The organism is Pseudomonas sp. NFACC16-2, from assembly GCF_900119205.1.
GTDB lineage: Bacteria > Pseudomonadota > Gammaproteobacteria > Pseudomonadales > Pseudomonadaceae > Aquipseudomonas > Aquipseudomonas fluorescens_Q.
In genome coordinates, this window is record NZ_FPIX01000023.1 from 43,356 (window position 1) to 56,079 (window position 12,724).

8 protein-coding genes are annotated in these 12,724 nt (G+C 63.8%); 6 read left to right on the forward strand and 2 right to left on the reverse strand.

All coding sequences use genetic code 11. The features are described 5' to 3' along the window. Positions 1–275 precede the first annotated feature (275 nt). Positions 276–1,172 carry an energy transducer TonB gene (locus BT116_RS18560; protein ID WP_072346224.1) on the reverse strand — a complete coding sequence of 299 codons (897 nt, stop codon included), beginning with the start codon at positions 1,170–1,172 and terminating at the stop codon, positions 276–278. 76 nt (positions 1,173–1,248) lie between these two features. Then, entirely contained in the window at positions 1,249–2,202 is a 954-nt protein-coding gene (gene gshB, locus BT116_RS18565) for a glutathione synthase (protein ID WP_072346226.1), read from the reverse strand. Between the two features lie 223 nt (positions 2,203–2,425). On the opposite strand from gshB, the gene BT116_RS18570 reads away from it, so the two are divergent. The 6 genes from BT116_RS18570 to BT116_RS18595 all read left to right on the forward strand — a co-directional run bounded on the left by BT116_RS18570 (position 2,426) and on the right by BT116_RS18595 (position 12,558). Beyond that, the gene (locus tag BT116_RS18570) at positions 2,426–2,854 is read left to right on the forward strand and encodes a response regulator (protein WP_003206467.1); all 429 of its coding nucleotides are present in this window, start codon (positions 2,426–2,428) and stop codon (positions 2,852–2,854) included. 48 nt (positions 2,855–2,902) lie between these two features. Then, the gene (gene pilH, locus BT116_RS18575) at positions 2,903–3,268 is read left to right on the forward strand and encodes a twitching motility response regulator PilH (protein WP_063325209.1); all 366 of its coding nucleotides are present in this window, start codon (positions 2,903–2,905) and stop codon (positions 3,266–3,268) included. Positions 3,269–3,278: 10 nt separating this feature from the next. Next, positions 3,279–3,818 (forward strand): chemotaxis protein CheW, encoded by a 540-nt coding sequence (locus tag BT116_RS18580; RefSeq protein ID WP_072346228.1) that lies wholly within the window; start codon positions 3,279–3,281, stop codon positions 3,816–3,818. 93 nt (positions 3,819–3,911) lie between these two features. Continuing rightward, positions 3,912–5,975 carry a methyl-accepting chemotaxis protein gene (locus BT116_RS18585; RefSeq protein WP_072346230.1) on the forward strand — a complete coding sequence of 688 codons (2,064 nt, stop codon included), beginning with the start codon at positions 3,912–3,914 and terminating at the stop codon, positions 5,973–5,975. Positions 5,976–6,152: 177 nt separating this feature from the next. After that, positions 6,153–12,086 (forward strand): Hpt domain-containing protein, encoded by a 5,934-nt coding sequence (locus BT116_RS18590; RefSeq protein ID WP_072346232.1) that lies wholly within the window; start codon positions 6,153–6,155, stop codon positions 12,084–12,086. Then, complete coding sequence (locus BT116_RS18595) at positions 12,079–12,558, forward strand: chemotaxis protein CheW (RefSeq protein WP_072346234.1); 480 nt, start codon at positions 12,079–12,081, stop codon at positions 12,556–12,558. The genes BT116_RS18590 and BT116_RS18595 overlap by 8 nt, the downstream gene beginning before the upstream one ends. Positions 12,559–12,724 lie beyond the last annotated feature (166 nt).

Below are 12,724 nucleotides of genomic sequence, written 5' to 3' on the forward strand. Positions count from 1 at the left end.
GGCACCTGCTGGCCGACCAGTTTGTCCAAGGGGTCGTAGTGATAGCGACAAAGCAATTGCTTTTCAACAGTCGACATGACGTACACCTGGGTTGGTATTGTCAGGCATTGTGCGGGCGGCCATCGTCGGATGCTACTGACAGAACAGTTAGGTTTTCCTCCTCGTCCGGACTTGGCAAGGCCCTGCTGCCAATGGCCGATGTCGGGTTTGTGCTGGCCAGCCTGGCGGCCCGACCCGCTCACTGCATGCAGTTGGGCGAGGCACGCCGCTCTCGTTCAATTGCTCGAAAGCCGATCGCCACGGGCAAACTTCCAGGTGCGGATGATTTCCAGCCGGTCGATGTCCGACAGGTCCCCGGTAAACGGCGCGAACGGTGCGGCCAGGCGCACGATCCGTTGGGCGGCCTGGTCCAGCAGCGGCTGGCCGGAGGACTCTAGTACCAGCACTTCATACAGCGAGCCATCGCGGTTGATCGAGACCATCAGCCGCAGGTTGCCGTAGATCTGTTTGCGCCGTGCTTCGTCGGGGTAGTTGAGGTTGCCGATGCGCTCGACCTTCTTGCGCCATTCGTCCTTGTACCAGGCGCCCTTGTCGCGCATGGTCGAGGCGGCGCTCAGGCGGTGGATGCGCGGGCGCTTGGCGTAGAGCTGTTGCTCCTGGGCCAGTTCGGCTTCCAGGCTGGCGATGTCGCTGGACAACTGTGAGCTGTCGAAGGTGGGTTCGGGGGCCTTGGGCTTGGGATCAGGCTTGACCTCTTCCTTGACCGGGGCCTTTTTCGGTTTTGGCGCCACGGTGGTCACGGCGGCCTTGGGCGCCGTCTCCTGCACCTCGGGCTTGGCGGCTGGCGGCGGGGTGACTTTTTGTACCTTGGTATCCTGGAATGGCGCGATCTCGGTGGTCTTGGGAGTCGCCTTTTTTTCCAGGGTGCCACTGCCTTGCTGGTTTTCCTGGGCGAGGAAGTCGGCCTTCTTGGGCTTGGTCTCGCTCTTGAAGGTGGCCAGGGTGATTTCCAGGGTCTGGCTGATCTGCTTGGGCTCGACCGTGGCAAACCCGACGCCCAGCAGCAGCGCCAGGTGGATCAGCGCCGCCAGGAACAGGGTAAAACCGAGGCGATCAGCCGGGCGCACGCCACGATGGGCGAGCTCTTGAGGCAGATCGGACGGGAGTGTCATGACAAGGAAACCAACATCGCGTTTTTTTCAGGCCGGGCATGATAACGCAATGTGGGTTTCCTTCAGCAGATCTGGATCAACGAGCCTTGAGCTTCTGATCGATGGCATCCATCAGCATGCCGCCGATGTCGGTGCCAAAGGCGTTGTCGATCTCGCGGATGCAGGTCGGGCTGGTGACGTTGATTTCCGTCAGGTGCTCGCCGATCACGTCCAGGCCCACGAACAGCAGGCCTTTCTCCCGCAGGGTCGGGCCGACCTGGGCAGCGATCCAGCGGTCCTTCTCGGTCAACGGACGGGCTTCGCCACGACCACCGGCCGCCAGGTTGCCCCGGGTTTCACCGGCGGCCGGGATACGCGCCAGGCAATAATCCACCGGTTCGCCGTCGATCATCAGGATGCGCTTGTCGCCGTCGACGATGGCCGGCAGGTAGCCTTGGATCATGATCTGCTGTTGGCCGTGCAAGGTCAGGGTTTCCAGGATCACCGACAGGTTCGGGTGGCCGGCGGTGTGCCGGAAGATCGAGGAACCGCCCATGCCGTCCAGGGGCTTGAGGATCACGTCGCCGTGATGGCCGGCAAATTCGCGCAGCACGTCCGGGCGACGGCTGACGATGGTCGGCGGCGTGCACTGTGGGAACAGCGTGGCGAACAGCTTTTCGTTGCAGTCGCGCAGGCTCTGGGGCTTGTTGACCACCAGCACGCCGGCGTTCTCCGCTTGTTCCAGCAGGTAGGTGGAGTACACGAACTCCATGTCGAACGGCGGATCCTTGCGCATCAGGATCACGTCCAGGTCGCTGAGCAGCGCATCACGTTCGTCGCCCAGCTCGAACCACTTCTCAGGGTTGGCGAAGACGTTCAGCGGCTTCATCCGCGCCCGAGCCTGGCCTTCGGCCTGGTAGAGGTCGCGCTGTTCCATGTAGAACAGCTCCCAGCCGCGCTTCTGAGCGGCCAGCAGCATGGCCAGCGAGCTATCCTTTTTATAGGAAATACTGGCGATAGGGTCCATGACAATGCCGACGCGTACGCTCATGGCTTGGTTCCTCGAATGTGATGGGCACATATTGGTGCGAAAAAGTGGCGTCAGAGTGGCGCCCGGAAGATTGGCGGTCAAGGAAAAACCACCGCGCCGAGCGGCCGATAGATCGGCGATGGAGACTGTGCTAAAAAGGCTGCCATGTGACGTGCGGGCCTTGAACATCAAGGGTTTGCGCTGTCGATCACACTTACGCGTTAAAAACCGGTTTGCAGTGGCAATGGCAGAGCATCTCACGCAGCAGCAACCCAGCGCCTTGAAGGTCATGGTCATCGACGATTCGAAGACCATCCGCCGCACCGCCGAAACCTTGCTGCGCAACGTGGGCTGCGAGGTGATCACGGCCGTCGATGGTTTCGATGCCCTGGCCAAGATCGCCGACCATCATCCGGGCATCATTTTTGTCGACATCATGATGCCGCGCCTGGATGGCTACCAGACCTGTGCCCTGATCAAGAACAACAGCGCGTTCAAGGCCACGCCGGTGATCATGCTGTCGTCCCGCGACGGGTTGTTCGACAAGGCCAAGGGGCGCATCGTCGGTTCCGATCAGTTTTTGACCAAGCCGTTCAGCAAGGAAGAACTGCTGGGCGCGATACAGGCCCATGTCCCGGGCTTTGCCGCTGTCCAGCCGCACCAGGCACATTAATGACACTTGGCCAACGGGCCAGGGGTCAACAAGAAAATGGGGAACACCATGGCACGAGTTCTGATCGTCGATGATTCGCCGACTGAAATGTACAAACTGACCGGCATGCTGGAAAAGCACGGCCATCAGGTCCTGAAGGCCGAGAATGGCGCCGATGGCGTGGCCCTGGCCCGCCAGGAAAAACCCGATGCGGTGCTGATGGACATCGTCATGCCCGGCCTCAACGGTTTCCAGGCCACGCGCCAGTTGACCAAGGACCCGGACACCGGCCACATCCCCGTGATCATCATCACCACCAAGGACCAGGACACCGACAAGGTCTGGGGCACGCGCCAAGGTGCGAGGGACTACCTGACCAAACCGGTGGACGAAGAAACCCTGATCGCGACCCTGAACAAAGTGCTGGCGGGTTGACGGCACGGCCATGAGCCAATCCCTGACTGCATTCGAACTGCTGCTGCAGATCGACCGGCGCTGCCGGTTGCTGGGGGCGGACCTGCCCTCCCAGCCGGCCCATCGCGCCGGTTGGAGCGGCATCGGCTTTCGCTTGGGCGAGCACTGGTACGTGGCGCCGATGGGCGAAGTCAGCGAAGTGCTGCACGAACCACGTCACACGCATTTGCCCGGGGTCAAGCCGTGGGTGCGTGGAGTGGCTAACCTGCGCGGGCGCTTGTTGCCGTTGATGGACTTGTGCGGGTTCTTTGGCCACGAGCTGTCGACCGTGCGCAAGCAGCGGCGCGTGTTGGTGGTGGATCACGACGAGGTGTTCGCCGGGTTGTTGGTGGACGAGGTCCTTGGGCTGCAGCATTTTGCCCAGGAAAGCCTGGAACCGACGCTGGTGGACGACCTTGACGGCCCCGAAGCGGCCTTCGTCAAGGGGCGGTTTGGCGGCGAGCGCGAGTGGCAAGTGTTCAGCCCGTTTGCCCTGGCGCGGTCGCCGGGGTTCATGGATGTGGCGATTTAACGAGGTGCAGCGCAGGCCCCTTGTGGGAGCGAGCTCGCTCCCACATTGGTTCGGCGGTGACTGGGTTGGATTGGGCAGTACAGGCGAGAACCGATGATCAAAGCAAAAACAGGCAAGCCACTGGAAGCGTCGCGCAGTCGTTCGCAGATCATCGTGCTGTTCGTCGCGCTGATCGTCTTCATCATGCTGCTGTTCGCCAACTTCGCTTACCTCAACACCCAGTCCTCCTACGACAAGCAGTACATCGGCCATGCCGGTGAGCTGCGGGTACTGTCCCAGCGCATCGCCAAGAACGCCACCGAGGCTGCCGCCGGAAAGCCTGCGGCATTCAAGCTGCTGAGCGATGCGCGCAATGACTTCGCCCAGCGCTGGGGCTACCTGAAACAGGGCGACCCGGTGACCGGCCTGCCCCCTGCGCCCGCCACCCTGCGCCCGCAGATGCGCGCCGTGCAGTTGGATTGGGAGCGCCTGCTCAAGAACACCGATGCCATTCTCTCCAGTGAACAGACCGTGCTGTCGCTGCACCAGGTGGCGGCGACCCTGGCCGAAACTGTGCCGCAGTTGCAGGTCGAGTACGAAAAAGTCGTCGAGATCCTGCTGCAACGCGGCGCGCCGGCCGCCCAGGTGGCCATGGCCCAGCGCCAGTCGTTGCTGGCCGAACGGATTCTCGGCGCGGTGAATACCGTGCTGGCGGGGGACGAAAACGCCAGCCAGGCCGCCGACACCTTCGGTCGCGACGCGGCGCGTTTTGGCCAGGTGCTCAATGGCATGCTGCAAGGTGACGCCGCCCTGAAAATCTCCCAGGTCCAGGACCGTGATGCCCGGGCGCGGCTGAGCGAAATCAGCGAGCTGTTCGAGTTCGTCTCCGGCTCGGTGGACGAAATCCTCGAGACCTCGCCGGAGCTGTTCAAGGTCCGCGAATCGGCCGGCAATATCTTCAACTTGTCGCAGACCTTGCTCGACGAGGCTTCGCATCTGGCCACGGCCTTCGAAAACCTGGCCGGCGGGCGTTCCGTCAACACCATCGGCGGCTATGTGCTGGGCCTGCTGGCGCTGATGTCGATCATCCTGATCGGACTGGTGATGGTCCGCGAGACCAACCGTCAGTTGCACGAAACCGCACAAAAGAACGAGCGCAACCAGAACGCGATCATGCGGCTGCTAGATGAAATCGAGGACCTGGCTGACGGCGACCTGACCGTCACGGCCTCGGTCACCGAGGATTTCACCGGCACCATCGCCGATTCCATCAACTACTCGGTGGACCAACTGCGCGATCTGGTGGCGACCATCAACCTCACCGCCGGCCAAGTCGCCGCCGCCGTGCAGGAAACCCAGGCCACGGCGATGCACCTGGCCCAGGCCTCCGAGCACCAGGCCCAGCAGATTTCCGAAGCTTCGACTTCAATTAATGAAATGGCCCAGTCCATCGACCAGGTGTCGGCCAATGCCGCCGAGTCGTCGGCGGTGGCCGAGCGGTCGGTGGAAATTGCCAACAAGGGCAACGAGGTGGTGCACAACACCATTCACGGCATGGACAACATTCGCGAACAGATCCAGGACACCGCCAAGCGCATCAAGCGCCTGGGTGAGTCATCCCAGGAAATTGGCGACATTGTCAGCCTGATCGACGACATCGCCGACCAGACCAACATCCTGGCACTCAACGCCGCCATCCAGGCGTCCATGGCCGGTGATGCCGGGCGCGGGTTCGCGGTGGTGGCCGATGAAGTGCAGCGCTTGGCCGAGCGCTCTTCGGCGGCGACCCGGCAAATCGAGACCCTGGTGCGGGCGATCCAGGCCGACACCAACGAAGCGGTGATTTCCATGGAGCAGACCACCACTGAAGTGGTGCGTGGTGCGCGACTGGCCCAGGACGCTGGCGTCGCCCTGGAAGAAATCGAAGGCGTGTCCAAGACCCTGGCGGCGCTGATCCAGAGCATTTCCAACGCTGCGCAGCAACAGACCACCTCGGCGGGGCAGATTTCCTTGACCATGAACGTGATCCAGCAGATCACCTCGCAGACCTCCTCCGGTTCCACCGCCACTGCCGAGAGCATTGGCAACCTGGCGAAAATGGCCAGCCAGCTGCGCCGTTCGGTGTCGGGGTTTACCTTGCCGGCGGCGGCAGCGGCTGGCGATGAGGAAAAAGGGTGACTGGTTTGACCTGTCTGGTGATGAAGATCATTTGTGGCGAGGGGATTTATCCCCGCTGGACTGCGAAGCAGTCCCGAAATAGCCAGTCTGGAACATAGATGTTGGATTCAGCATTTTTGGGGGCCGCTTCGCGCCCCAGCGGGGATAAATCCCCTCGCCACAGGATTTGGAGTGGTTATGGGTGATCGGCACGACTATGTGGCCCTGGAATGGGTCAAGGGCGAGATTGCCGAAACGCTGAAGCAGGCTCATCTGGCCCTCAACCGCCTGGTGGACGATCCGCAGGCGTCGGACGCCCTCGGGCAATGCCTGGCCTGCATTCACCAGGTCCACGGCGGCCTGCAGATGGTCGAGTTCTACGGTGCGGCGCTGCTGGCCGAGGAGATGGAGCAGCTGTGCGCCGCCCTGCAGGACAACCGCGTCACCCATCGCGACGAAGCCATCAGCCTGTTGAGCCAGGCCCTGGGGCAGTTGCCGATCTACCTGGACCGCGTACAAGGTGCCCGTCGCGACCTGCCGCTGGTGGTGCTGCCCTTGATCAATGACCTGCGCAGTGCCCGGGGCGAGAGCCTGTTGTCGGAAACCAGCCTGTTCAGCCCCGAGTTGCCCGATATCGCGCCGCTCAGCGACGAGGCGTTGCAGCGCCTCGAACCCGCGGACCTGCCAAACACCTTGCGCAAACTGCGCCAGACCCTGCAAATGGCCCTGGTGGGTCTGTTGCGCGAACAGGATGACGCGACCCACCTGGGTTACCTGGCCAAGGTCTTCCATCGCCTGGAAACCTTGTGCGCTGGGGCGCCGCTCAATGCGTTATGGCAGGTGGCCTCGGCGCTGGTCGAAGGCATGCGTGACGGGCGTATCGCCAACAGCCCGGCGCTGCGCAGCCTGTTCAAGGAAGCCGACAAGGAACTCAAGCGCCTGCTGGACCAAGGCATGCCTGGCATCAATCAGCCGGCACCGCCCCACCTGCTCAAGAGCTTGTTGTTCTATATTGCCAAGGCCGAACATCCCAGCGGGCAGATGCAGATCATGAAAGAACGCTACTCACTGGACGACGCGCTGCCCGACAGCGCCATGGTCGACGAAGAACGCGCGCGCCTGGCCGGGCCCGACCGCGATGCCATGCGCTCGGTGCTTGCCGCGCTGTGCGAGGAGTTGGTACGGGTCAAGGAGCGCCTGGACCTGTTCGTGCGCAGTGACCGCCAGCATGCCTCGGAGCTGGACAGCCTGTTGGCGCCGCTGCGGCAGATCGCCGACACCCTGGCGGTGCTCGGTTTCGGCCAGCCGCGCAAGGTCATCATCGATCAACTGGCGGTGGTGCTGAGCCTTGCCCAGGGCCAGCGCGAGCCGGATGACGCGACCCTCATGGACGTCGCCGGGGCCTTGCTCTACGTCGAGGCGACCCTGGCCGGCATGGTCGGCACCGTCGAGCCCGAGAGCCGCGAAGACACCCACCTGCCCACCACCGACCTGACCCAGATCCACCAGATCGTCATCAAGGAAGCCCACACCTGCCTGCAACAGGCCAAGGACATGATCGTCGACTACATCGACGCGGACTGGAACAGCGAGCAACTGCAACCCTTGCCGGCGCTGCTGACCCAGGTGCGCGGCGCGCTGGCGATGATTCCCCTGAGCCGTGCCGCCAGCCTGGTGGAGGCCTGCAACGCGTTCATCCGCGACCACCTGTTGCTGGACCAGGCCCAGCCGGGGTGGGAAGAACTCGACCACCTGGCCGACGTGATCACCGGCCTCGAATACTACCTGGAGCGCTTGAGCGAGGACCCGGAAACCTCCGGCGAGCCGTTGCTCAATGGGGTCGAGCGGAGCTTGGCTGCGCTCGGTTATTTCCCTGACGAAGCGCGGGTGCCGGTGCTCGACGATGTGTTGAGCCCCAACGAAGCCCAGGTCATGCAGGACTTGCAGGAACTGGATGACCCGCAGACGGTGCAATCCTTGGCCGAGGTGCTGGCCAGCCCGATCTCGGCGGTCAATCCGCCGGCCAGGAGCACCCCGGGCAGCCTGTTGCCGCCACCGTTGGATGAACGTCCGGTGGACGACGAGTTGCGCGAGGTCTTCCTCGAGGAAACCGGCGAGGTGTTGGACGTCCTGCGTGAATACCTGCCGCGCTGGAGTGCGCATCCCGACGATCATGGCGCGCTGAGCGAACTGCGCCGGGCCTTCCATACCCTCAAGGGCAGCGGCCGGATGGTCCGGGCGCTGGTGCTGGGTGAACTGGCCTGGGCCGTGGAAAACCTGCTCAACCGGGTCCTGGAGCGCAGCGTCGAGCCGCAGGCCCCGGTACGCCAGTTGGTTGAAGACACGGTGCAGTTGTTGCCGGCCCTGGTGGCCGAATTCGCGGCCAATCACCAGCGCCAGCGCGACGACGTCGACCGCTTGGCCGCCCGCGCCCATGTCCTGGCCAAGGGCGGCGACGAGGAGGATGAAGACGAGCAGGACGTGGCCGCTCTCGATCCGCTGCTGTTGAAGATCTTCGACAACGAAGCCCAGGGCCACCTCGCTAGCCTCAATCGCTTTCTCGATCAGTCGGCCGACCACCTGCCCTTGCAGGCCAGTGATGAATTGCAGCGGGCCTTGCATACGCTCAAGGGCAGCGCTTCGATGGCCGGCGTGCTGCCGATCGTCGAACTGGCGGGGGCGATGGATGAGTTGGCCCGGGAATACCGGGCGCATCTGATTGCCCTCGACCTGGATGAGGTCGAATTGCTGCTGGAAGCCGAAGGGCTGCTACGCCGGGGCTTGCGCCAGTTGCACAGCGAGCCGCTGGCGGCGATTCCCGGGGCCGAGGATCTGATCCTGCGTGCCCAGGCCCTGCTGGCCGAGCGTCTGCACACCGCCAACAACGCGCCAGACAAAGTGCTGCGAACCAAGCGCGACCCACAACTGATCAACAACTTCCTCGCCCAGGGCATGGACATCCTGCTGGACGCCGAAAGCCTTTTGCAGCGCTGGCAGCAGCACCCCGGCGAAGGCCAGGAACTGAGTGCGCTGCTCGATGAGCTGACCACCCTCGGCGAAGGTGCGCACTTGGCCGACTTGCACCCGGTGGACGAACTCTGCGAAGCCTTGCTCGACCTCTACGGTGCGGTAGAGGAAAGCAGCCTGGCGGTCAGCGATGAATTTTTCCAGGAGGCCCAGCGCGCCCATGAAGCGCTGATCGACATGCTCGATGAGCTGGCGGCCGGGCAGCATGTGCATCCGCAGCCCGAGCGGGTACAAGCCTTGCGCCGCCTGCTCCAGGAGAGCCTCGATCCGTCGGCCACCGGTCTGATCCGCAGCGACGGCAGCCGCACCCTGAGCATCCGCGAACTGAGCCACGCGACAGCGGAAATGGAGCGTGACGCGCCCGTCGATACTTCGATGGAAGATGATCTCGCGGCGATTTTCCTCGAAGAAGCCCAAGACATCCTCGAAAGCGCCGCACAAGCCTTGCAGCGCTGGTTGGCCGACCCAGATAACGGCGCGCCGCTGTCCTCGCTGCAACGTGACTTGCACACCCTCAAGGGCGGTGCGCGAATGGCCGACATCCGGCCGGTGAGCGACCTGGCCCAGGAGTTGGAAAACCTTTACGAAGGACTGGTGGACCGGCGCTACAGCTACAGCGAGGAGCTGGCGCAACTGCTCGCCAGCAGCCATGAACGCCTCGACCTGTTGCTCGGGCAGTTGCAGCAGGGCCAGCCGTTGGGCGATCCCGTTGCGCTGATCGACGCCATTCGACGGTTCCGCCAGGACAAGCCGAACGCCATCGAGACGAGCGCAGCGGCCCAGGCCGACGGCGCCGGCCATGATCCCGAGTTGCTGGAAATCTTCCTTGAGGAAGGCTTCGACATCCTCGACAGCTCGGGCGCGGCACTGCTGCGCTGGCAGGAAGAACCGTCGAATCGCCAGGCCGTGGAAACCTTGCTACGGGATTTGCATACCCTCAAGGGCGGTGCGCGCATGGTGGAAATCGTCCCCATCGGCGACCTGGCCCACGAGTTGGAAAACCTCTATGAAGGCCTGTCGGCGGGTCTGCTTCAGCCGACCCCGGCGCTGTTCACCTTGTTGCAAAGCAGCCATGACCGACTGGCGCAGATGCTCGACGCCGTGCGCGCCGGTCACCCGTGCCCGCTGGCGGATCGGCTGATTGCACAGATCCAGGCGGTGAATCATCCCCAGGAGAATGCCGCGCCGCAGGCTGTCTCGGCGCCGGAGCCGGTGCCCACTCCCATCGTCAGCCCGCCCGCGGCGCCTGCAAGACCGGACCCCGGCGCGGCGGGCGACGGTGCGGACATGGTCAAGGTCTCCGCCGAACTGCTCGACGACCTGGTGAACCTGGCGGGCGAAACGTCGATCTTCCGTGGCCGTATCGAACAGCAGGTCAACGACGCGCGCGTGGCCCTGGGCGAAATGGAAACCACCATCGAGCGCATGCGCGATCAGCTGCGACGCCTGGATACCGAAACCCAGGGGCGGATTCTCAGCCGGCAACAGGTCGAGGCCGAGCGCCTGGGCTATGAAGAGTTCGACCCGCTGGAGATGGACCGCCATTCCCAGTTGCAGCAGTTGTCCCGGGCACTGTTCGAGTCCGCCTCGGACTTGCTTGAGCTCAAGGAAACCCTTGATCGCAGCAATCACGATGCCGAGGTCCTGCTGCAACAGCAGGGGCGTATCAACACCGAGCTCCAGGAAGGCCTGATGCGTACGCGCATGGTGCCCTTCGAGCGCATGCTGCCCCGGCTCAAGCGCATCGTCCGGCAAGTGGCGCAGGAGCTGGGCAAGGACGTGGAATTCCTGGTCGGCAACGCCGACGGCGAGATGGACCGTAACGTGCTGGAGCGCATGGCTGCCCCTCTTGAACATATGCTGCGCAACGCTGTCGACCACGGCCTGGAGCCGGCCGACGTGCGCATTGCCGCCGGCAAGCCGGCACGAGGACGTATCAGCCTCGACCTGTCCCGGGAAGGCGGCGACATCATTTTCGACATCCGCGACGACGGCGCCGGCGTGCCGCTGGAGGCGGTGCGCAGCAAGGCGATCAAGCGTGGTTTGCTGGCGCCGGACAGCGACATCAGCGACCGCGACGTGCTGCAGTTCATCCTGCAACCAGGGTTTTCCACTGCCGAGAAAATCACCCAGATCTCCGGGCGTGGCGTCGGCATGGACGTGGTCCACGAAGAGGTGCGGCAATTGGGCGGCAGCATGGTCATCGATTCCACGCCGGGGCAGGGCGTGCATTTCCGCATTCGCCTGCCGTTTACCGTGGCGGTTAACCGGGCGTTGATGGTGCACTGTCACGAAGACCAGTACGCGATCCCGCTGAACACCATCGAGAGCATTGTCCGGGTATTGCCCGCCGAACTGGACGGCCATTACCAGCTCGATCCGCCAACCTACACCTACGCCGGGCAGCGTTACGAGTTGTGCTACCTCGGTGAGCTGCTGAAAACCGGCGCCCGGCCGAAACTGCTGGGCCAGAGCCAGCCCTTGCCGGTGCTGCTGGTGCAGTGCAACGAGCGGCATGTCGCGGTGCAGGTGGACGCTACCGCCGGGACCCGGGAGATTGTGGTCAAGAGCCTCGGTCCGCAGTTCTCGGCGGTACAGGGCCTGTCCGGGGCGACGATCCTGGGGGATGGCCGGGTGGTGTTGATTCTCGACCTGCTGGCGCCGATCCGAGCCTTGCCCCACCAGGTGCCGCGCCGCCAAGTGCCGGTAGAAGGCGAGGGCGAACCGCAACGGCCGCTGCTGGTGCTGGTGGTGGACGACTCGGTGACCGTGCGCAAGGTCACCAGTCGCCTGCTGGAGCGCCACGGCATGCACGTCCTCACCGCCAAGGACGGCGTGGATGCCATGGCGCTGCTGGCCGAGCACGCCCCGGACCTGATGCTGCTGGACATCGAGATGCCGCGCATGGACGGCTTCGAAGTGGCCACGCAAGTGCGCAACGACCCGCGCCTGGCGCACCTGCCAATCATCATGATCACCTCCCGCACCGGCCAGAAACACCGCGACCGCGCCATGGCCATCGGCGTCAACGACTACCTGGGCAAGCCGTACCAGGAGTCGGTGCTGCTCGACAGCATCGCCCACTGGAGCAAGACCCATGCATGACCTGCACCACTCGCGTACCGACCACCTCACCGGCCTGCTGCTGCCACTGGCCGACCGCCACCTGATCCTGCCCAACGTGGCCGTGGCCGAGTTGATCGACTACCAGAGCAGCGCCTTCGACATGGACACCCCGCCGTGGTTTCTGGGTTGGGTGAGCTGGCGCGAACGGCAAATCCCGCTGCTGAGCTTCGAATCGGCCTGTGGCCAGAAAACCGTGATCGGCGAAAGAGTGCGCATCGTCGTGCTCAATGCCCTGGGCGGGCGTCCGGAGCTGAGGTTCATTGCGCTGTTGGTGCAGGGCATCCCGCGGTCCTACAAGCTCGACACTCAACTGAGCTACGTCGACGTGCCGCTGTGCGGGTTGGAGCAGGCGGCGGTGCAGGTGGGGGAGCATGTAGCGAAGGTGCCGGATTTGTTGGCGTTGGAGGAGTTGGTGGTGGCTGCGGGATTGGTTCGGCAGCACAAATCCTGAGACATACGAAGTTCCAATGTAGGGCGAACTTGCCCGTGAGGTGGCCTGATAGCCGTTGACCGGGTGCATATCCATTTCTGTGGTAACGGCCACTTAGGGTTCCGCCCTGACGGCGGGTCACTTTCGAAAAGCGCGAAAGTAACCAAAGCGCTTTTGCCCCACCACT